Genomic DNA, 18,568 nt, shown 5'->3' on the forward strand with positions numbered 1-18,568 from the left:
CTCGTTTCCGCCACAGCCTGCCGATGAGCGCCAGCCCGACCGTTCCCGATGTCCTTGCGGCACGCGCCGCGCACCGCCTGGCCTGGGCGCGCACGGCCCTCGACGATGCACAGGCGACGCTGGAGCGCGCCTCGGTGGACGCCGGCCAGCGCAGCTACTGGCGCAGCCACGGCCGCGGCATCAGCCGCATTGTGATGGATTCGCCGCCGGACCTGGAAGACGTGCGGCCGTGGCTGCGCATGCACGCCCTGCTGCAGGGCGGCGGGGTACGGGTGCCGGAAATCCTGGCGCAGGACGCGGAGGCCGGTTTCCTGCTGCTGGAAGACCTGGGGCAACCGACCCTGGCACAACGCCTGGACACGACCACGGCGGACGCGCACTTCGACGCGGCGCTCGGCCAGTTGCTGCGGCTGCAGGCCATCGCGCCGCCGCCGGGACTGGGCGTGTTCGGCGAGGCGCTGCTGCAACGCGATGCCGGGCTGTTCGAAGACTGGTTCCTGCAGCGCCACCTGGGGATCACCCTGGAGGCCGACGAGCGCGCAGCCCTGCACGGGGTGCAGCGCCAGCTCATGGACAACGCGCTGGCGCAACCGCAGGTGCTGGTGCATCGCGACTTCATGCCGCGCAACCTGATGCCGGCAGCCGACGGCCCGGCGGTGCTGGACTTCCAGGACTGCGTGGTCGGGCCGGTGGCCTACGACCCGGTCAGCCTGTTCAAGGACACCACGGTCAGCTGGCCGCTGGCGCAGGTGGACGCCTGGCTGGCCGGTTATCACGCGCGCGCGCTGCAGGCCGGGATCCCGGTGCCGCCGCTGGCGCAGTTCCTGCGCGACGCCGAATGGATGGGCATCCAGCGCCACCTGAAGAACCTGGGCATCTTCGCGCGGCTCAACTACCGCGACGGCAAGGCCTGGTACCTGGACAACGTACCGCGCTTCATCGCCTACCTCGACGAGGCGTTGCCGCGGCACCCCAGCCTGCAGCCGCTGGCGCAGTTGCTGCAGACGCGGATCAAGCCGGCCCTGGCGCAGCGCGCGGCGGCCGGCGCATGAAGGCGCTGATCTTCGCCGCCGGCCTGGGCGAGCGCATGCGTCCGCTGACCGCGCACACGCCCAAGCCGCTGCTGGCGGTGGGCGGCACGCCGCTGATCGTCTGGCACCTGCGCAAGCTTGCCGCGCTCGGCGTGCGCGAGGTGGTGATCAACACCTCCTGGCTGGCCGAACAGTTCCCGCAGACGCTCGGTGACGGCAGCGCGTTCGGGCTGCACATCGCCTATTCCTACGAAGGCGCCACGCCGCTGGAAACCGGCGGCGGCATGCTGCACGCGCTGCCGCTGCTCGGCGAGGCGCCGTTCCTGCTGGTCAACGGCGACATCTGGACCGACTTCGATTTCGCCCGGCTGGCGCCGGAGCCGCCCGGCCTGGCGCAACTGGTGCTGGTGGACCCGCCGGCCTATGCCGCGCACGGCGATTTCGCCCTGCAGGACGACGGGCACGTGCACAACGCCGGCGACCCGCTGCTGACCTACGCCGGCATCGGCATGTACCGCCCGGCCCTGCTGCGCGACTGGCAGACCATCGCCGCGCCGGCACCCGCCGCGTCCGGCGCGCCGCCCCGCTTCTCGGTGGTACCGCTGCTGCGCGCGCAGGCCGAACAGGGGCGCCTGCACGGTCTGCGGCACTACGGCCGCTGGACCGATGTGGGGACGCCGCAGCGGTTGGCAGAATTGGATGAGGTGCTGGGAATCGGGAATGGGGAATCGGGAATGGGGAAAAGCTGAGCCCCGCGAGCTTCGGCAGCCTCAACCGCGGCATGTGTTGTCGCTCACCCCAGATCGCAGGTTCAAATCCTGCCCCCGCCACTATCTTTGCCTGCAGCGGCAATCAGTGCATCGATTGCAACTGCTTTTTGCTTTTCCGGCTTCTGCGTACTGCTTCAGTTTTGGCGCTTCAGCTTTTCCCCATTCCCGATTCCCCACTCCCCATTCCCAGCCTCCGCAAGAACGGCACCGTCACCCGCCGCTGCGCCGCCAGCGATTCGCGGTCCAGGCGCTCCAGCAGGCCGATCAGGCCGGCCAGGTCGCGTCCGGCATGGGTCAGCAGCCAGTCGATCGCCGCGTCTTCCAGCACCAGGCCGCGGCGCTGGGCGCGTTCGCGCAGGACCGCGGCACGACCGGTGTCGTCCAGCGGAGCCAGCGCGATGCGGGTGCACTGCGACAGCCGCGAGCGCAGATCCGGCAGGCTGAGCGCCAGGCCGTCGGGCATCGCCTGCGCGGTGTACAGCAGGGTCACCCCGGCGCTGCGCGCGCGGTTGTGGAAATCGAACAGCGCCACTTCGTCCTCGCGCTGCCCGGCGATCGCTTCCAGGCCGTCGAGGGCGACCAGGTTGCGTCCTTCCAGCGCCTCCAGCGCATCGCGCAGGCGCCCGGCGGCCGCCTGCAGCGGCAGGTAGGCGGCGCTGCGCCCGGCCTGTTCGGCGGCCGCGCACACCGCCAGGGCCAGATGGGTCTTGCCGGTGCCGGCGGGGCCGGACAGGTACACCCAGTCGTCGGCGGCGCCGTCGGCCACCGCCTGCAGCTGCGCCAGCAGCCCGTCCGGCGCGCCCAGATAGCGGTCCAGGCGCTGTTCCGGCGGATAGCGCAAAGCCAGCGGCAGTTGCGGCACGCTCACGGCTGGTCGGGGCTGCGCGGCGGCAGTTCGATGATGGTGGTGCGCTCGGTGACGGTGTCCAGCAGGATCGCCGACTTCTCGCCCGCGTACAGCTCGCTCTGCCGGTACTGCTCGTGCAGGTAGTGCAGCAGCACGTTGGCCACCGCCGCCACCGGCAAGGCCAGCAGCATGCCGAGGAAACCGAACAGCTGGCCGCCGGCCATCACCGCAAAGATCACCGCCACCGGATGCAGGCCGATCTTGTCGCCGACGATGCGCGGGGTCAGCACGTAGCTCTCCAGCAACTGGCCGACGGTGAACACCACGCCGACCAGGATCAGCAACTGCAGGTCGAAGCCCTTGGCCTGCACCAGCGCGGCCAGCACCGCCAGCAGGATGCCGGTGGTGGCGCCCAGGTAGGGAATGAAGCTGATCAGGCCGGCCACGATGCCGATCAACAGGCCGAGCTTGAGCCCGACCAGGGTCAGGCCGCCGGCGTAGATCACGCCCAGCGCCAGCATCACCAGGAACTGGCCGCGGATGAACGCGCCCAGCACCTCGTTGGACTGCTGCGCCAGGCGGGTGATCGTGCCGACGTGGTTGCGCGGAATGGTGGCGGCGACGCGCGCGACCAGCAGGTCCCAGTCGCGCAGGAAGTAGAAGGTCAGGATCGGCAGCAGCACCAGGTTGACCACCCAAGTCACCATCGCGAAGCCCGAGCGCGACAGGTAGCCGAAGAAGGTCGCGGCGACGCCGCCGGCCTGCTGCCAGTGCCCGCGGATCCAGTCGATCAGCCGCTCCGGGTCCAGCCAGGCCATCAATTCCAGCCCGGTCTTCTGCTCGGCCCACGGGATCGCGGTGCCGATGAACCAGTCGCGCGCCTGCGGCAGCACGTCGATGAAGGTGACGATCTGCCGCTCCAGCATCGGCACCAGGATCACCAGCGCCAGCACCAGCAGCAGGACCATCAGCACGAACACCAGGGTCACCGCCATGTTGCGCGAGCGCCCGGCGCGCTCCAGGCGGTCCACCAGCGGATCGCCGAGCCAGCCGAGCAGCAGCGCCAGCACGAACGGGGTCAGGATCGGCGCCAGCAGCCACACCACCCACAGCACGCCGACGATCACCGCCGTCCATTTCAGGCGGCGCAGGAACAGCGCGATCTCGGCTTCGGGCGACAACGTCATTTGAGGCGGTACTCCGTCGGCTCGCTGTTGAGGATCACCGGACCCTCGACCGGCGCGACCACCGGCTGCAGCGCACCGTCCGGGCCGAGCATGCGGTTCAGGCCGGACACGCCGCTGAGCAGGTCCAGATCCAGTTCCAGGCGATCGCCGTCGGCGCGGATCGGCACGATGCGGCGCACCACCGAGGCGTTCTGCAGCGCGGCGGAGGCGCGCAGGTAGTCGTCGGCGCTGCGGATGCCGGTGATCACCACGCGGTAGATCCCGGCCGGGCCGGCGCTGACCGCCTTGGCGTAGCGCTTGACCAGGGCGTCGGCGGCACCGTCGGCGCCGCTGGCCATGGCGCGGCGCGCGTCGGCGTCGCTGGCCGACCAGGTGGACAGTACCTTGCCGCCGTCGACGAAGGTCCAGTCGGCGGTCCAGCCGCCGGCCTTGCCGCGGTAGAGCTTGCCGATCAGCTGCATCGGCGGGCTGTAGCGCGACGAGGCGCTGGCCACCGCGGCGGTGTCCTGGCGCCAGATCGCGCCGGCCAGGGCCTGCTCGGCGGCGTTGCCGGTGGGCAGACCCAGGCGGAAGCCGCGCTCGATCGCGCGGTCGAGCAGGCTGCGCGCGGCATTGGACTGCTGCACACCGACCAGGCGTGGGCCGCTGCCGTCGTCGATGGCCAGCCACACGACCGGCTTGGGCCGCGGCTGCGGCCACACCGGCAGGCCCAGCGCCGCGGCCAGGCCGTCCACGTCCTGCGGGCGGAAGCGCGCCACCAGGATGGTGCGGAAGGTCGGCGCGCCGCTCGGCGAGGTGCCCTGGTCCTGGCGGTAGTCGAAGGTATCCACCAGGTTCTTGGCGTTGCGCAGCGCCTGGGTCACCCCGGGCCGCGACATCACGCCCTTGTCGCCGGAGATCTTGCCCAGCACCACGCCGAGCGCGCGGGACAGCGCGCCGTTGCGGTCGCCCTCGCTCTGGCTGTTGACCGGCACTTCGGCATCGTAGGGGCCGGTAGCGCCGGCCACGTCGCCCTCGGTGCGCAGCTCGGCCTGGGCCAGGGCGGTCGCGGCGGGCAGGCACAGCGCGAAAGACAGGAGGAAGGCAAGGCTGCGGCGCATGAAGGGTCCAGTACTCGGCGTATCCGGGGCGAATTGTTGCCCGAATGCGGGCCTAGCGCCAATGCGGCCTGTTAAAATCGCCGTCTTTCCGCCGACCCCGCCGCCCGTGACCACTTCCCAGCCCCCCGCCGCCGCCCCGTTGACCTACCGCGACGCCGGCGTCGACATCGATGCCGGCAACGCCGTCGTCGAACGCATCAAGCCCCTGGTCAAGCGCAGTTTCCGCCCCGAGGTGATGGGCGGGCTGGGCGGCTTCGGCGCGCTGTTCGACCTGTCCGGCAAGTACCGCGAGCCGGTCCTGGTATCCGGCACCGACGGCGTCGGTACCAAGCTGAAGCTGGCGCAGCAGCTCGGCCGCCACGACACGATCGGCATCGACTTGGTCGGCATGTGCGTCAACGACGTGCTGGTGCAGGGCGCCGAGCCACTGTTCTTCCTGGACTACTTCGCCACCGGCAAGCTCGACGTGGAGACCACCGTGGCGGTGGTCGGCGGCATCGCCCGTGGCTGCGAACTGGCCGGCTGCGCGCTGATCGGCGGCGAAACCGCGGAAATGCCCGACATGTACCCGCCGGGCGAGTACGACCTGGCCGGTTTCACCGTCGGCGCGGTGGAGAAGTCGCAGTTGCTCGACGGCGCCCGGGTGCGCCAGGGCGACGTGCTGATCGGCATCGCCTCCTCCGGCCCGCATTCCAACGGCTACTCGCTGATCCGCCGCATCTACGACCGCGCCGGGCGCCCGGCCGAGTTGCAGGTGGGCGGCGTGGCCCTGGCCGACGCGCTGATGGCGCCGACCGCCCTGTACGTCAAGCCGATCCTGTCGCTGCTGCGCGACCAGGGCGAAGGCATCCACGCCATGGCGCACATCACCGGCGGCGGCCTGACCGAGAACATCATCCGCGTCATCCCGGACGGCCTGGGCCTGGACATCCGCGCCAGCGCCTGGACCCTGCCGCCGGTGTTCGAGTGGCTGCAGCGCGAAGGCGCGGTGGCCGACAGCGAGATGTGGCGCACCTTCAACTGCGGCATCGGCTTCGTGCTGGTCGCCGCGCCGGAGCAGGTGGCCGCCCTGGAACGCAGCCTGGACAGCCTGGGCCTGGCGCACTGGCAGATCGGCGCGGTCGTGGCCGCCGCGGACGCCGGCGAACGCGTCCACATCGGCTGAGCCGCGTGGCGGCAGCCAAGTGCGCCTGGCGGGCCACGTGCCGGTTCGGTGCGGCGCTGCCGGCAGCGGCGTTCCTGCCCGACACGGTGTCGGGCCGGCGGCCGCTGCAGGCGCGGCACCGTCCGTCCGCCAGTGCCCTGCCCCGGACGTTCGCCCGATGACGCTTCGCCTCGCCGTGCTCGCCTCCGGCCGCGGGTCCAACCTGCAGGCCATCCTCGCCGCGATCGCCGCCGGCACCCTCGACGCCGAGGTGGTCGGCGTGTTCGGCGATCGCCCCGAGGCGCCGGCGCTGGCCATGGTCGCGCCGGACCGGCGCTGGTCGGCGCGGCCCAAGACCTTCCCCGACCGCGCCGCATTCGACCAGGCACTGGGCGACGCCGTCGCCGCGGTACAGCCGGACTGGGTGGTGTGCGCCGGCTACATGCGCATCCTCGGCGCCGGCATCGTGCAGCGCTTCGGCGGGCGCCTGCTCAACATCCACCCTTCGCTGCTGCCCAAGTACCGTGGCCTGCACACGCATGCGCAGGCCTTGGCGGCCGGCGACGCCGAACACGGCGCCAGCGTACATTTCGTGGTGCCGGAACTGGACGCCGGCGCGGTGATCGCACAGGTGCGGGTGCCGGTGCAGGCCGGCGACGGTCCCGACGACCTGGCGCAGCGCCTGCTGCCGCGCGAGCACCGGCTGCTGTGCGCGGTGCTGCGGCTGGCGGCGGCGGGCCGCCTGGCTGAACGGGACGGCAAGGTCTGGCTGGACGGTCAGTGCCGGTTTAGTCCGCTGCGCCTAGATTGCGACGACGTGCTGCTTCCCTGAATGCGCTGCCGCACCCGTCCGCGGCCCCTCCCCTCCTCCCTCCCGCTCACGCCAGCCGATCCCATGAAGCTCGCTCCGCGTCCGTTCGCCTTCCTCGTCGCGTCCGGCCTCGGCCTGCTGGCGCCCATCGTCGGCGCGCAGGTCGCGCCGGCGCCCGCCGCGCAGCCGGCACCGCAGACCGCCCCGGCTCCGGCCGCGCCCGCCATCGCCACCCCTGCGCCAGCCGCCGCCTCGCCAGCGCTGCCCGCCGAGGCATGGACGCCGCCGCCGCTGCAGCCGTTCGTCGCCACCTACGATGCCCTGTACAAGGGCAAGCCGGCCGGCGACGCGCGCATGGACGTGGTCCATACCGGCGGCGACCAATGGCGGGTCGACCTGGGCGTGCACGGCCGCAGCGGTTTCGCCAGCATCCTCGGCCTGAACATCGAGCAGAGCACGGTGTTCACGGTGGAGGACGGCCGCTACGTTCCGCAGAGCCAGAGCACGGTCAAGAAGGCGGTGTTCTTCGGCAAGAAGGTCACCGGCGTGTACGACTGGAAACAGGGCGTGGCGCGCTGGGACGGCGACCTGAAGAAGGACCGGCAGGCGCCGATTCCGCTGCAACCCGGCGACCAGAGCGCGCTGCTGCTCAACCTCTCGCTGATGCGCGACGCGCAGCCGGGCAAGACCATGACCTACCGCTTCGTCGACGTCGGCCGGGTGCGCGAACATGTCTACCGCGCCGCCGACCAGACCGAGACCGTGCAGGTCGGCGACATCAGCTACGACGCATTGCGGGTGTCGCGTACCAACGGCGGCCGCAATGAGACCATCCTGTGGATCGCCAACGGCGTGCCGACGCCGGTGCGCATCCTGCAGCGCGAAGACGGCGAAGACCGCATCGACCTGCGCCTGACCGAATACCAAGGAGCCTGACCATGACCCGCATCGCCCGCCCGCTGACCGCCCTCGCCGCCGCCCTGCTGGCCACGGCCAGCCTGCCCGCCCTGGCCCTGGAGCCGTTCACCGCGGACTACCAGGCGAGCTACATGGGCATGCAGGCCAACGGCGTGATGACGCTGGCCAAGGAAGGCGGCAACCGCTGGCGCTACAGCCTGGCGATCAAGAACCAGGTCGCCGACCTCAGCCAGAGCACCGTGTTCGAGGAAAAGGGCGGGCAGTTGCGTCCGCTCAGCAGCGACGACCGCTCGGTGTTCCTGATCAAGAAGAAGGCGGTGACGGCCAACTACGACTGGAGCACCGGCCAGGCGACCTGGGGCGGCGACCTCAAGCCCGACCGCCGCGGCCCGGTGAAGCTGCAGCCGGGCGACATGGACGCGCTGCTGATCAACCTGGCGATCGCCCGCGACGTCAACGCCGGCAAGACCCCGAGCTACCGCATGGTCGACGAGGGCCGCGCCAAGCCGATGACCTATCGCGTCGCCGGCAAGGAAGCGGTCACCGTCAACGGCAAGACCGAGCAGGCGACCAAGGTCAGCCGTACCGACGGCTCCAAGGAAATCGTGGCCTGGATCGTGCCGGACATGCCCGTGCCGGTGCGCATCCTGCAGCGCGAGAACGGCCAGGACGCGTTGGACCTGACCATCAAGGCGTTGCGCTGAGGGGCCGGGATTGGGGAATCGGGATTGGGGAATCGCAACAGCGGCTCCCCGCCTGGGGTTTTTCCCCATGTAGGAGCGGCTTCAGCCGCAGTGAAGCCGGGAATGGGGAGTGGGGATTGGGGAATCGCAACAGCAATTCCCCGGGCGTGGTGTTTCCCATGTGGGAGGGGCTTCAGCCCCGACGCGCGGATGCGAATCGTCTTGCGGAAGCCAGCTGGCGGCTTGCAGCAGACCCTAGGCGCGCGTCGACTTCTATCCACGGCACATAGCGCATGACGACGGGCCGTGCCTTTCTCTACCCCACTCCTAACGCGGGCGCCGCCTAGGCAGCGCCCTGCCCCACGCCGTTACTTCTTCTCCGCCGGCGCGGCCTTGAAGGTCGTGCGGCAATCCACGCGGATCTGCGCGCCGCTGCTGCGCCAGTAGAACGTGCTGCACTCGCGCGGGCCGTTCTGGGTGCGGCTCACGCCGACCGCGTAGAACGACTGCCAGATCTCGTCGCGGGTGACCTGGCCGTCGCCGTTCCAGTCCATGTCGCGCTCTTCGATGCCCTGGGTGATGGCGATGCCGGTGTACCAGGCATAGCCGACCCAGGCCAGCAGCACCACCACGATCGCCAGCAACATTTTGCGCCGGCGGCTGAAGCGGCCGCTGAGGATCATGCGACGCGCCGGATGGACGCGCCCAGCGCCCCCAGCTTCTCCTCGATGTTCTCGTACCCCCGGTCCAGGTGGTAGATGCGGTCGATGGTGGTGTCGCCGTCGGCGACCAGGCCGGCCAGGATCAGCGAGGCCGACGCGCGCAGGTCGGTGGCCATCACCGGCGCGCCGCTGAGCCGCTCGCTGCCGCGCACGATCGCGGTATGCCCTTCGATCTGGATGTCCGCGCCCAGGCGGAGCAGCTCGTTGACGTGCATGAAACGGTTCTCGAAGATCGTTTCGTTGATCACGCCGACGCCGTCGGCCACGCAATTGAGCGCCATGAACTGCGCCTGCATGTCGGTGGGGAACGCCGGATACGGCGCGGTGGTCAGGCTGACCGCGCGCGGGCGCTTGCCGTGCATGTCCAGGCGGATCCAGTCCTCGCCGGTCTCGATGCTGGCGCCGGCCTCGGTGAGCTTGTCCAGCACCGCGTCGAGGGTGTCGGCGCGCGCGCGGCGCACGGTGACGCTGCCGCCGGTCATCGCCGCGGCGACCAGGAAGGTGCCGGTCTCGATGCGGTCCGGCAGCACCGCGTGGCGGCCGCCGGACAGGCGCTCCACGCCGTGCACCACGATGCGCGAGGTGCCCGCGCCTTCGATCTTCGCGCCCAGCGCGATCAGGCAGTCGGCCAGGTCGCTGACCTCCGGCTCCATCGCCGCGTTCTCCAGCACGGTGGTGCCGTCGGCCAGGGCCGCGGCCATCAGCACGTTCTCGGTGCCGGTGACGCTGACCATGTCGAACACGTAGCGGCCACCCTTGAGCCGGCCATTGCTGCTGGCCTTGATGTAGCCGTTTTCGACGCTGATTTCCGCGCCCAGCGCCTGCAGGCCCTTGATGTGCTGGTCGACCGGCCGCGAACCGATCGCGCAGCCGCCCGGCAGCGACACTTCGGCCGCGCCGAACTTGGCCAGCAGCGGGCCCAGCACCAGGATCGAGGCGCGCATGGTGCGCACCAGTTCGTACGGGGCGACGTGCTGGTGGACCTTGCGCGGGTCGACGGTGATCGCGCTGCCGCGCGAGAGCGTGCCTTCGTCGATGGTGACTTCCGCGCCCAGCTCGCCGAGCAGCTTCACCGTGGTGATCACGTCGTGCAGTTGCGGCACGTTGGTGATCTCCACCGGCGCATCGGCCAGCAGGGTCGCGCAGAGGATGGGCAGCACGGCGTTCTTGGCGCCGGAAATGTTCACTTCACCGTGCAGCGCGTTGCCGCCGGTCACTACGATTTTGGCCATGGGTCTCGTGGGGGAAAAGGAAAAGGGGAGAAACGGGCGCGCGGTGGCTCAGCCGGCGGCGCGCTCGGCCTGCTCGGGGGTCAGGGTGTTCAGGGCCAGCGCGTGGATCGCGCCGCCCATCAGATCGCCCAGGGTGGCGTAGACCATGCGATGGCGCGCCAGCGGCAGCTTGCCGGCGAAGGCGTCGCTGACCACGGTGGCCTCGAAGTGCACGCCGTCGTCGCCCTGCACCTGCACGCGCGCGCCCGGCAGGCCGGCCTCGATGAGTTTACGGATGGTATCGGCGTCCACCGGGCTTTCCTCCTAAAATGGTCGGCCATTCTACCCTCCGACCGGCACCCGCATGGATGTATCGCCCCTGTCTCCCACGACGCCCGACGACGCCGGCCTGATCGCCAGCGGCCGCCGCGTGGTCGAGATCGAGCAGGCCGCACTGGCGGCGGTCGGCGCCCGCATCGGTGCCGAGTTCGCGGCCGCGTGCCGGTTGATCCTGGGCTCGCGCGGGCGCGTGGTCGCCACCGGCATGGGCAAGTCCGGCCACGTCGCGCGCAAGATCGCCGCCACCCTCGCCTCCACCGGCACCCCGGCGTTCTTCGTGCACCCGGGCGAGGCCGGGCATGGCGACCTGGGCATGATCACCGACGCCGACGTGGTCCTGGCGCTGTCCTACTCCGGCGAGTCCGACGAGATCCTGATGCTGCTGCCTGTGCTCAAGCGCCAGGGCAACGCGGTGATCGCGATGACCGGCCGCCCTCAGTCCACGCTGGCGCGCGAGGCCGACCTGCACCTGGACGTCAGCGTGCCGGCCGAGGCCTGCCCGCTGGACCTGGCGCCGACCTCCAGCACCACCGCCTCGCTGGCGCTGGGCGATGCATTGGCGGTGGCGCTGCTGGACGCGCGCGGCTTCACCGCCGACGACTTCGCCCGCTCGCACCCGGCCGGCAGCCTCGGCCGGCGCCTGCTGCTGCACATCACCGACGTCATGCACCGCGGCGACGAACTGCCCAAGGTGCGCGAGGACGCCAGCCTCAGCGAGGCGCTGGTGGAGATGAGCCGCAAGCGCCTGGGCATGACCGCAGTGGTCGACGCCGACGACCGCCTGCTTGGGCTGTTCACCGACGGCGACCTGCGCCGCGCTCTGGACAGCGCGCTGGACGTGCGCCAGACCCGCATCGCCGAGGTGATGACCCGGCAGCCGCGCACCATCGGCGCCGACCAGCTCGCCGCCGAGGCCGCACGGCTGATGGAGACCCATCAGATCAACGGCCTGATCGTGGTCGACGCGGCCGGCCGCGCGGTCGGCGCGCTCAACATTCACGACCTGTTGCGCGCCAGAGTGGTTTAACAGGCTGAACCCGTTCACTGCCCGCGGTGCCCCACACCGCTGGCCCTGGCCGCTGGAAAGCCGGCCTCCCCGCCCCGATATCCCGAACATGCCCTATTCCCCGCTGGCCGACCTCCCCGCCGACCTGATCGACCGCGCCGCCCGGATCCGCCTGGCGTGCTTCGACGTGGACGGCACGCTGACCGACGGCCGCCTGTACTACGACCGCGACGGCAACGAGAGCAAGGCCTTCCACGTGCTCGACGGCCAGGGGCTGGTGCAGTTGCGCCGGCACGGCATCGAGGTGGCGCTGATCACCGCGCGGCCGAGCCTGGCCGCGGAGAAGCGCGGCCAGGAGCTGGGCCTGCTGGTGCAGATCGGGGTCAAGGACAAGCGCGCCGGCGTGCAGGCCCTGTGCGACGAGCGCGGCATCGGCCTGGAGCAGGTCTGCTTCATGGGCGATGACCTGCCCGACCTGGCGCCGCTGCGCGTGGTCGGCCTGGCGGTGGCCCCGGCCAACGCCCACCCCTGGACCGCCGAACACGTGCACTGGACCACCCGTGCCCGCGGCGGCGAAGGCGCGGCGCGCGAACTGTGCGACGTGCTGCTGGCCGCCCAGGGCCACGTCCCCACCCTGCTGCAGGAGCATGGCGCATGAACTGGCGCACCACCCTCGGCGGCCTGCTGCTGGTCGGGGCGCTGATCAGCGGCTGGTCGGCCTGGAACCAACGCAGCAAGCCGAGCCGCAACCCTTCCGACGAAGCCAGCGTGGACTACATCGCCCGCGACTTCGAGATCGTCAGCCTGGACAAGCAGGGCAAGGAAGCGATGACCCTGCGCGCGCCGCAGATGGAACGCAGCCGCGCCGACCAGACGATGTCGATCGTGACCCCGCTGTTCCTGCTGCCCGACGCCAACGGCCAGCACTGGGAAATGCGCAGCAAGACCGGCTGGGTCAGCGCCAACGGCGACGAACTGCGCCTGCGCGGCGACGTCGCCGGCGACAGCCCCAAGGTGCCCAGCATCCCGCCCACCACCTTCCGTACCCAGAGCCTGGACGTCTTCCCGCAGACCAACAGCGCGCGCACCGCCGACCCGGTCACCATGACCCGGCCCGGTATGATGCAGACCGGCGTCGGCTTCCAGGTCGACCTGAAATCCCGGCAGTACAAGCTCCTTTCACAGGTCAAGTCCCGTTATGAACCGAATGCTGCCCGCTAAGCTCGCCCTGCTCGCCCTGCTGCTGCCGACCCTGGCGCTGGCCAAGTCGACCGACCGCAACCAGCCGATGGACATCAAGTCCGATGCGCAGGACGGCAACATGATGGCCGACGACGGCAAGGTCCGTTTCTTCGGCAACGTCGTGATCACCCAGGGCACGCTGGAAATCCATGCCGATACCGCCGACCTGTTCCGCAAGAACGGCGACATCGACCGTGTCGTCCTGACCGGCAAGCAGGCCACCCTGAAGCAGGAACTGGACGACGGTTCGCCGATGGACGCGGTCGCCGACAACATCGACTACAAGGTGCCGACCGACACGGTGATCCTCACCGGCAATTACCGGATGACCTCGCCCAAGGGCACCAACGCCGGCCAGCGCATGGTCTACAACACCAAGAGCGGCGACATGCAGGGCGGCGGCGACGGCACGCGCGTGCACACGGTGATCCAGCCGAAGAACGCGGCCGCTGCGCCGGCCGGCACGCCTGCGAACGGCGCCAAGCCCGCCGCCAAGCCTGCCGCGACGCCCGCAAAGGCTACCAAGCCGACCAAGCAAGGAGGCCAGTGATGCTGCTCGCCGAAGGCTTGCGCAAGCGCTACAAGCAGCGCGAAGTGGTGCGCGACTTCGCGCTGACCCTGGAGGCCGGCGAAGTGGTCGGCCTGCTCGGCCCCAACGGTGCCGGCAAGACCACCTGCTTCTACATGATCGTCGGCCTGGTCGACGCTGATGCCGGGCGCATCGTGCTCGACGGCAACGACATCACCGCGCTGCCGATGTACAAGCGCGCCAAGCTCGGCGTCGGCTACCTGCCGCAGGAACCATCGGTGTTCCGCAAGCTCAGCGTCGCCGACAACATCCGCCTGGTGCTGGAACTGCGCGAGGATCTGGACAATGCCGGCCAGGAACGCGAACTGGTGGCGCTGCTGGACGAACTGCAGATCAGCCACGTCGCCGACCAACTCGGCGCCAGCCTCTCTGGCGGTGAGCGCCGCCGCTGCGAAATCGCCCGCGCGCTGGCGGCCAAGCCGCGGCTGATGCTGCTCGACGAACCCTTCGCCGGCGTCGACCCGATCTCGGTCGGCGAAATCCAGCGCATCGTCACCCACCTCAAGCAGCGCGGCATCGGCGTGCTCATCACCGACCACAACGTGCGCGAAACCTTGGGAATCTGCGACCGGGCGTATATCCTCAACGAGGGCAGCGTGTTGGCGCAGGGGGCGCCGGAAGCGCTGCTGGCCAACAGCGACGTGCGCCGCGTCTACCTCGGGGAAACCTTCAGGCTCTGACCGCGCACGCGCCGGCTACGCTCCTTCCGCGCTCGGTACAGGCATGAAAGCACGGCTGCAGACATCGCTGGGACAGCACCTGGTCATGACGCCGCAGTTGCGTCAGGCGATCAAGCTGTTGCAGATGTCCAGCGCCGAGCTGGAAGTGGAGATCGCCGAGGCGGTGGAGAGCAATCCGCTGCTGGAATGGTCCGAGGACGCCGCACCGGCGTTCGAACGCAGCGAAGGCGCCGACCAAGGGCTTGACCACGCGGCAGGCGACACACGCAGCGACGGCGATGGCGACCGCGGCGAGGCCGCGCCGGCCAGCGACGGCGCCGACTGGTCCGACACCGAATCGGCCTGGAGCGGCGGCGGCGGCGGTTCGTTCGACGACGACGACCTGGGCAGCGCGGCCGAGCGCGTGGCCGAGCCGGATACCCTGATCGACCACCTGCTGTGGCAGTTGCACCTGTCGCCGCTGTCCGCGCGCGACCGCAGCATCGGCGCGGCGCTGATCGATGCGCTGGACGACGACGGCTACCTGCGCGAGCCGCTGGCCGCGATCGCCGAGACCCTGCGCCCGGACATCGCCGCCGAGGAGGACGAGATCCTCACCGTGCTGCACCAGATCCAGCGCTTCGACCCGGCCGGCATCGCCGCGCGCACCCTGGGCGAATGCCTGACCCTGCAACTGGACACCCTGCCCGAGGACACGCCGGGGCTGGCGCTCGCCCGCACCATCGCCCATGGTCCGCTGGAACGGTTGCCGCGCAGCGGCGTGGCCGGGCTGGCCCACGAGCTCAAGCGCCCGACGGCGGAGGTCGACACCGCGGTCGCGCTGCTGCGCTCGCTGGACCCGCGCCCGGGCAAGCAGATCGGCGAACTGGGCAGCGACACATACGTGGTGCCGGACTGCGTGGTCTGGCGCCAGCGCGGGGTGTGGCATGCGGCGCTGTCGACGCACGCCCAGCCCAAGGTCACCATCCACCGCGGCTACGAGCGGCTGATCCGCCAATGCGGCGAAAGCGACGCCGGCTACCTGCGCGGACAACTGCAGGAAGCGCGCTGGCTGCTGAAGAGCCTGGAGGCGCGCGGCGAGACCCTGCTCAAGGTGACCCGCTGCCTGCTGAAACAGCAGGCCGGCTTCCTGGAATTCGGCGAACAGGCACTGCGGCCGCTGACCCTGCGCGAGATCGCCGGCGAACTGGGCCTGCACGAAAGCACCATCTCGCGTGCCATCGCCCGCAAGTACGTGCGCACCCCGCGCGGCACCATCCCGCTGCGCGCCTTCTTCGCCTCGGGCATCGACACCGACAGCGGCGGCGAAGCCTCCAGCACCGCGATCCAGGCGATGATCCGGCGGCTGATCGATGCGGAGAATCCGCGCAAGCCGCTTTCTGACGCCAAGCTGGCCGACCTGCTGAAAAGTGCCGGGGTCCCTGTAGCGCGCCGCACCGTGGCGAAGTATCGTGAGGCCATGAACATTTCCGCCTCCCACGAACGCGTCCGAATCGGCTAGCGGCGGCGGCGATGGTTCATAGGTGTGAAACCCGAACCAAGGAGTATCCGATGCGTATCGAGACCTACGGCCAGCAGATCGAAGTCACCCCCGCCCTGCGCGAGTATGTGGAGACCAAGCTGCAACGGCTGAAGCGACACTACGAGGAAACCATCGAGGTCCGCGCCCAACTGGCGCTGCGCAAGCCCGACCACCACGTCGAGGCCACGGTCAACGTTCCCGGCCGCACCCTGCACGCCGACGCCAGCGCACAGACCATGTACGCGGCGATCGACCTGCTCGCCGACAAGCTGGACCGGCTGATCATCAAGCACAAGGAAAAGAAGCACGACCACCATGCGGCCGAGGTGCGCGACAATCTCGCGTGATCCTCCCCACGTTGCGCCGCCATGCCCTTGACCGATCTGATGGCGGCCGTCAGCACCCAGGTGCTTCCGGCCGCCGATCGCGACACCCTGCTGCACACCGCCGCCGGTCTGCTGGCCTGCCAGCAGGCCGGCGCCGATGAACTCTTCGCCAGCCTGCGCGAGCGCGAACAGCTCGGCAGCACCGCCATCGGCCATGGGATCGCCATCCCGCACGGCCGCGCGCCGGACCTGGAGGCCCCACGCGGCGCGCTGCTGCGCCTGCAACAGCCGATCGATTTCGACGGCCAGGGCACCCTGGTCGACCTGATCTTCGCCATGGCGGTCCCGGCGCACTACACCCACCAACACCTGATGCTGCTGTCCGAACTGGCCGAGCAGTTCTCCATCGAAGAGTTCCGCGACGCCCTGCGCAACGCGCCGGATGCCGCCGCACTGTATGCGCTGCTCGGCGGCGCGCCACGGGCCGCCGCATGAACACCAGCATCGACGCACGCGAACTCTTCGACCAGCAGCGCGACCGCCTGGGCCTGCGCTGGATTGCCGGGCACAAGGGCGAACACCGGGTGCTGGAGGCCGGCAATGCGGTCTCGCGGCGTCCGTCGCTGGCCGGCTATCTCAACACCATCTATCCCAACAAGGTGCAGATCCTCGGCACCGAGGAGTTGGCCTGGCTGGACTCGCTGGACGCGCGCCAGCGCTGGGAGACCATCGAGAAGATCGTGCAGGTGCGGCCGCTGGCGCTGGTGGTCACCAAGAACCAGTCGTGCCCGGAAGACCTGCGCGCGGCCGCCGACGAATCCGATACGCCGCTGTGGGTCTCGCCCAAGCGCGGCCATGAGCTGCTCAATCACCTGTCCTACCACCTGGCACGCACGCTGGCGCCGCGGGTGATCCTGCATGGCGTGTTCATGGAGATCTACTCGATCGGCGTGCTGATCACCGGCGAGGCCGGTTCGGGCAAGAGCGAGCTAGCGCTGGAACTGCTCAGCCGCGGCCACCGCCTGGTCGCCGACGACGCGCCCGAATTCACCCAGATCGCCCCCGACGTGCTCGACGGCACCTGCCCGGAACTGCTGCAGGACCTGCTGGAAGTGCGTGGGCTGGGCGTGCTGAACGTGCGCGAGATGTTCGGCGACACGGCTGTAAAGAAGAACAAGTACCTTCGGCTCATCGTGCACCTGACCCGGCCCATGACCGAGCCCACGCCCCACGGCTACGAGCGCCTCACCGGCGATTCCGGTACCCGCCACGTGCTGGACCTGGACGTACCGCTGATCACCCTGCCGGTGATGCCCGGCCGCAACCTGGCGGTGCTGACCGAGGCCGCCACGCGCCTGCACATCCTGCGCACCAAGGGCATCGACCCGGCGGCGATGTTCATCGCCCGCCACAGCAACCTGCTGGAGCGGCGCAATCCATGACCGCCGGCGCCAACACCTCCACCCTGGTCATCGTCAGCGGCCTGTCCGGCTCCGGCAAGTCGGTGGCGCTGAAGACCTTCGAGGACCTGGACTACTACTGCGTCGACAACCTGCCGGTGGAACTGCTGCCGGCCTTCGTCAAGAGCCTGGTGCGCGAGGATGCCGGCCCCAGCAAGCTGGCGGTGGGCATCGACGTGCGCAGCCGCCACAGCGACCTGACCCAGCTCTCGCGCTGGCGCGAGGCGGTGGCGCAGTTCGGCCTGGACGCGCGCCTGCTGTTCTTCGACGCCAACGACGAGGCACTGATCAAGCGCTACGCCGACACCCGCCGGCGCCATCCGCTGTCGCACCAGGGCCTGTCGCTGCCGGAGGCGATCGAGCGCGAGCGCGCCCTGACCGAGCCGCTGCGCGAGGCGGCCGACGCGGTGATCGACACCAGCACGCTCAACGTGCACCAGCTGCGCCGGCGGGTCACCACCGAGTTCGCGCTGTCCGCCGAGAACACCCTGTCGCTGCTGTTCGAGTCCTTCGCCTACCGGCGTGGCGTACCGGCCGAGGCGGATTTCGTGTTCGACGCGCGGGTGCTGCCCAATCCGCACTGGGACCCGGAACTGCGCCCGATGACCGGCCGCGACAGCGGCGTGCGCGAATACCTGGACGCGCAACCGGACGTGCAGCGCTACACCGCGCAGCTGATCGACTTCCTCGACACCTGGCTGCCGCGGCTGCGCAACGACACCCGCAGCTACGTGACCATCGCCTTCGGCTGCACCGGCGGCAAGCACCGCTCGGTGTACCTGGCCGAACGCCTGGCCCGCCACGCCCGCGAACAGGGCTGGCCGGAAGTGGCGACCTTCCATCGCGAGCAGGATTGATCGAAAAGCCGGGATTCGGGATTGGGGATTCGGGATTGGCAAAAGCGGCATTGCGCTGGCTCTTGCGAATCCCCAATCCCGAATCCCCAATCCCGGCTCCCCACAGGCATTCCCTGTGCCCTG

At 70.2% G+C, this 18,568-nt stretch carries 22 protein-coding genes; 16 read left to right on the plus strand and 6 right to left on the minus strand.

Translation table 11 applies throughout. The features are described from left to right. The first annotated feature begins 23 nt into the window (after nt 1-23). Both Q7W82_RS16545 and murU read left to right on the plus strand, forming a co-directional pair. Nucleotides 24-1,052, plus strand: a complete 1,029-nt coding sequence (locus Q7W82_RS16545) for a phosphotransferase (protein WP_242159390.1) — start codon at nt 24-26, stop codon at nt 1,050-1,052. Beyond that, nucleotides 1,049-1,780, plus strand: a complete 732-nt coding sequence (murU, locus tag Q7W82_RS16550; RefSeq protein WP_242159391.1) for an N-acetylmuramate alpha-1-phosphate uridylyltransferase MurU — start codon at nt 1,049-1,051, stop codon at nt 1,778-1,780. Before Q7W82_RS16545 ends, murU begins: the two co-directional genes overlap by 4 nt. A 169-nt stretch (nt 1,781-1,949) precedes the next feature. Here the strand turns inward: murU and hda are convergent, their stop codons facing one another. From hda to Q7W82_RS16565, 3 genes are read right to left on the minus strand one after another with little or no spacing between them, the layout of a single operon-like run. Beyond that, a complete protein-coding gene (hda, locus tag Q7W82_RS16555; RefSeq protein ID WP_242159392.1) occupies nt 1,950-2,669 on the minus strand; it encodes a DnaA regulatory inactivator Hda in 720 nt (239 codons plus the stop codon). Continuing rightward, complete coding sequence (locus Q7W82_RS16560) at nt 2,666-3,835, minus strand: AI-2E family transporter (protein ID WP_242159393.1); 1,170 nt, start codon at nt 3,833-3,835, stop codon at nt 2,666-2,668. The genes hda and Q7W82_RS16560 overlap by 4 nt, the downstream gene beginning before the upstream one ends. Further along, nucleotides 3,832-4,935 carry a DUF2066 domain-containing protein gene (locus Q7W82_RS16565; RefSeq protein ID WP_242080813.1) on the minus strand — a complete coding sequence of 368 codons (1,104 nt, stop codon included), beginning with the start codon at nt 4,933-4,935 and terminating at the stop codon, nt 3,832-3,834. The genes Q7W82_RS16560 and Q7W82_RS16565 overlap by 4 nt, the downstream gene beginning before the upstream one ends. Before the next feature lie 106 nt (nt 4,936-5,041). Here Q7W82_RS16565 and purM point away from each other — a divergent pair, with 106 nt between their 5' ends. The 4 genes from purM (at nt 5,042) to Q7W82_RS16585 (ending at nt 8,512) form a co-directional block, all read left to right on the plus strand. Further along, nucleotides 5,042-6,100: a phosphoribosylformylglycinamidine cyclo-ligase gene (gene purM, locus Q7W82_RS16570; protein ID WP_242159394.1), complete on the plus strand. Its 1,059-nt coding sequence runs from the start codon at nt 5,042-5,044 to the stop codon at nt 6,098-6,100. A gap of 157 nt (nt 6,101-6,257) precedes the next feature. Then, a complete protein-coding gene (purN, locus tag Q7W82_RS16575) occupies nt 6,258-6,911 on the plus strand; it encodes a phosphoribosylglycinamide formyltransferase (protein WP_242159395.1) in 654 nt (217 codons plus the stop codon). A 63-nt stretch (nt 6,912-6,974) separates the two neighbouring features. Next, entirely contained in the window at nt 6,975-7,826 is an 852-nt protein-coding gene (locus Q7W82_RS16580) for a DUF3108 domain-containing protein (RefSeq protein WP_242159396.1), read from the plus strand. A 2-nt stretch (nt 7,827-7,828) separates the two neighbouring features. Continuing rightward, nucleotides 7,829-8,512: a DUF3108 domain-containing protein gene (locus Q7W82_RS16585; protein WP_019797113.1), complete on the plus strand. Its 684-nt coding sequence runs from the start codon at nt 7,829-7,831 to the stop codon at nt 8,510-8,512. A 347-nt stretch (nt 8,513-8,859) separates the two neighbouring features. Here the strand turns inward: Q7W82_RS16585 and Q7W82_RS16590 are convergent, their stop codons facing one another. The 3 genes from Q7W82_RS16590 to Q7W82_RS16600 are packed head-to-tail and all read right to left on the minus strand — an operon-like array spanning nt 8,860 to nt 10,736. Next, entirely contained in the window at nt 8,860-9,174 is a 315-nt protein-coding gene (locus Q7W82_RS16590; RefSeq protein ID WP_242159397.1) for an EF-hand domain-containing protein, read from the minus strand. Then, complete coding sequence (gene murA / locus Q7W82_RS16595) at nt 9,171-10,445, minus strand: UDP-N-acetylglucosamine 1-carboxyvinyltransferase (protein WP_017910669.1); 1,275 nt, start codon at nt 10,443-10,445, stop codon at nt 9,171-9,173. Before murA ends, Q7W82_RS16590 begins: the two co-directional genes overlap by 4 nt. A 48-nt stretch (nt 10,446-10,493) precedes the next feature. Beyond that, nucleotides 10,494-10,736, minus strand: a complete 243-nt coding sequence (locus Q7W82_RS16600; RefSeq protein ID WP_242159398.1) for a BolA/IbaG family iron-sulfur metabolism protein — start codon at nt 10,734-10,736, stop codon at nt 10,494-10,496. 52 nt (nt 10,737-10,788) lie between these two features. Here Q7W82_RS16600 and Q7W82_RS16605 point away from each other — a divergent pair, with 52 nt between their 5' ends. The 10 genes from Q7W82_RS16605 (at nt 10,789) to rapZ (ending at nt 18,445) form a co-directional block, all read left to right on the plus strand. After that, a complete protein-coding gene (locus tag Q7W82_RS16605) occupies nt 10,789-11,790 on the plus strand; it encodes a KpsF/GutQ family sugar-phosphate isomerase (protein ID WP_242159399.1) in 1,002 nt (333 codons plus the stop codon). 88 nt (nt 11,791-11,878) lie between these two features. Continuing rightward, a complete protein-coding gene (locus Q7W82_RS16610) occupies nt 11,879-12,427 on the plus strand; it encodes an HAD hydrolase family protein (RefSeq protein WP_242159400.1) in 549 nt (182 codons plus the stop codon). Then, the gene (gene lptC, locus Q7W82_RS16615; protein ID WP_019799409.1) at nt 12,424-12,990 is read left to right on the plus strand and encodes an LPS export ABC transporter periplasmic protein LptC; all 567 of its coding nucleotides are present in this window, start codon (nt 12,424-12,426) and stop codon (nt 12,988-12,990) included. Before Q7W82_RS16610 ends, lptC begins: the two co-directional genes overlap by 4 nt. Continuing rightward, complete coding sequence (gene lptA, locus Q7W82_RS16620; RefSeq protein WP_242159401.1) at nt 12,968-13,561, plus strand: lipopolysaccharide transport periplasmic protein LptA; 594 nt, start codon at nt 12,968-12,970, stop codon at nt 13,559-13,561. The genes lptC and lptA overlap by 23 nt, the downstream gene beginning before the upstream one ends. Continuing rightward, nucleotides 13,561-14,280 (plus strand): LPS export ABC transporter ATP-binding protein, encoded by a 720-nt coding sequence (lptB, locus tag Q7W82_RS16625; protein WP_152239442.1) that lies wholly within the window; start codon nt 13,561-13,563, stop codon nt 14,278-14,280. Before lptA ends, lptB begins: the two co-directional genes overlap by 1 nt. A gap of 43 nt (nt 14,281-14,323) precedes the next feature. After that, entirely contained in the window at nt 14,324-15,781 is a 1,458-nt protein-coding gene (locus tag Q7W82_RS16630) for an RNA polymerase factor sigma-54 (protein ID WP_242159402.1), read from the plus strand. A 50-nt stretch (nt 15,782-15,831) separates the two neighbouring features. Continuing rightward, a complete protein-coding gene (gene raiA, locus Q7W82_RS16635) occupies nt 15,832-16,149 on the plus strand; it encodes a ribosome-associated translation inhibitor RaiA (protein ID WP_010344105.1) in 318 nt (105 codons plus the stop codon). A 21-nt stretch (nt 16,150-16,170) separates the two neighbouring features. After that, nucleotides 16,171-16,623, plus strand: a complete 453-nt coding sequence (locus Q7W82_RS16640) for a PTS sugar transporter subunit IIA (protein WP_242159403.1) — start codon at nt 16,171-16,173, stop codon at nt 16,621-16,623. After that, a complete protein-coding gene (hprK, locus tag Q7W82_RS16645; protein ID WP_019795906.1) occupies nt 16,620-17,570 on the plus strand; it encodes an HPr(Ser) kinase/phosphatase in 951 nt (316 codons plus the stop codon). Before Q7W82_RS16640 ends, hprK begins: the two co-directional genes overlap by 4 nt. Next, nucleotides 17,567-18,445: an RNase adapter RapZ gene (gene rapZ, locus Q7W82_RS16650; RefSeq protein WP_019795905.1), complete on the plus strand. Its 879-nt coding sequence runs from the start codon at nt 17,567-17,569 to the stop codon at nt 18,443-18,445. The genes hprK and rapZ overlap by 4 nt, the downstream gene beginning before the upstream one ends. Nucleotides 18,446-18,568: the final 123 nt, after the last annotated feature.

This window comes from Xanthomonas indica (assembly GCF_040529045.1).
Taxonomy (GTDB): domain Bacteria; phylum Pseudomonadota; class Gammaproteobacteria; order Xanthomonadales; family Xanthomonadaceae; genus Xanthomonas_A; species Xanthomonas_A indica.

Excerpts from the sequence above, each read along its gene's own strand:
- Q7W82_RS16545 (WP_242159390.1), top strand. The coding sequence starts at position 24 with ATGAGCGCCAGCCCGACCGTTCCCGATGTCCTTGCGGCACGCGCCGCG.
- murU (WP_242159391.1), top strand. The coding sequence starts at position 1,049 with ATGAAGGCGCTGATCTTCGCCGCCGGCCTGGGCGAGCGCATGCGTCCG.
- Q7W82_RS16560 (WP_242159393.1), bottom strand. The coding sequence starts at position 3,835 with ATGACGTTGTCGCCCGAAGCCGAGATCGCGCTGTTCCTGCGCCGCCTG.
- Q7W82_RS16565 (WP_242080813.1), bottom strand. The coding sequence starts at position 4,935 with ATGCGCCGCAGCCTTGCCTTCCTCCTGTCTTTCGCGCTGTGCCTGCCC.
- purN (WP_242159395.1), top strand. The coding sequence starts at position 6,258 with ATGACGCTTCGCCTCGCCGTGCTCGCCTCCGGCCGCGGGTCCAACCTG.
- Q7W82_RS16580 (WP_242159396.1), top strand. The coding sequence starts at position 6,975 with ATGAAGCTCGCTCCGCGTCCGTTCGCCTTCCTCGTCGCGTCCGGCCTC.
- Q7W82_RS16585 (WP_019797113.1), top strand. The coding sequence starts at position 7,829 with ATGACCCGCATCGCCCGCCCGCTGACCGCCCTCGCCGCCGCCCTGCTG.
- Q7W82_RS16590 (WP_242159397.1), bottom strand. The coding sequence starts at position 9,174 with ATGATCCTCAGCGGCCGCTTCAGCCGCCGGCGCAAAATGTTGCTGGCG.
- murA (WP_017910669.1), bottom strand. The coding sequence starts at position 10,445 with ATGGCCAAAATCGTAGTGACCGGCGGCAACGCGCTGCACGGTGAAGTG.
- Q7W82_RS16605 (WP_242159399.1), top strand. The coding sequence starts at position 10,789 with ATGGATGTATCGCCCCTGTCTCCCACGACGCCCGACGACGCCGGCCTG.
- Q7W82_RS16610 (WP_242159400.1), top strand. The coding sequence starts at position 11,879 with ATGCCCTATTCCCCGCTGGCCGACCTCCCCGCCGACCTGATCGACCGC.
- lptC (WP_019799409.1), top strand. The coding sequence starts at position 12,424 with ATGAACTGGCGCACCACCCTCGGCGGCCTGCTGCTGGTCGGGGCGCTG.
- lptA (WP_242159401.1), top strand. The coding sequence starts at position 12,968 with ATGAACCGAATGCTGCCCGCTAAGCTCGCCCTGCTCGCCCTGCTGCTG.
- lptB (WP_152239442.1), top strand. The coding sequence starts at position 13,561 with ATGCTGCTCGCCGAAGGCTTGCGCAAGCGCTACAAGCAGCGCGAAGTG.
- Q7W82_RS16630 (WP_242159402.1), top strand. The coding sequence starts at position 14,324 with ATGAAAGCACGGCTGCAGACATCGCTGGGACAGCACCTGGTCATGACG.
- raiA (WP_010344105.1), top strand. The coding sequence starts at position 15,832 with ATGCGTATCGAGACCTACGGCCAGCAGATCGAAGTCACCCCCGCCCTG.
- Q7W82_RS16640 (WP_242159403.1), top strand. The coding sequence starts at position 16,171 with ATGCCCTTGACCGATCTGATGGCGGCCGTCAGCACCCAGGTGCTTCCG.
- hprK (WP_019795906.1), top strand. The coding sequence starts at position 16,620 with ATGAACACCAGCATCGACGCACGCGAACTCTTCGACCAGCAGCGCGAC.
- rapZ (WP_019795905.1), top strand. The coding sequence starts at position 17,567 with ATGACCGCCGGCGCCAACACCTCCACCCTGGTCATCGTCAGCGGCCTG.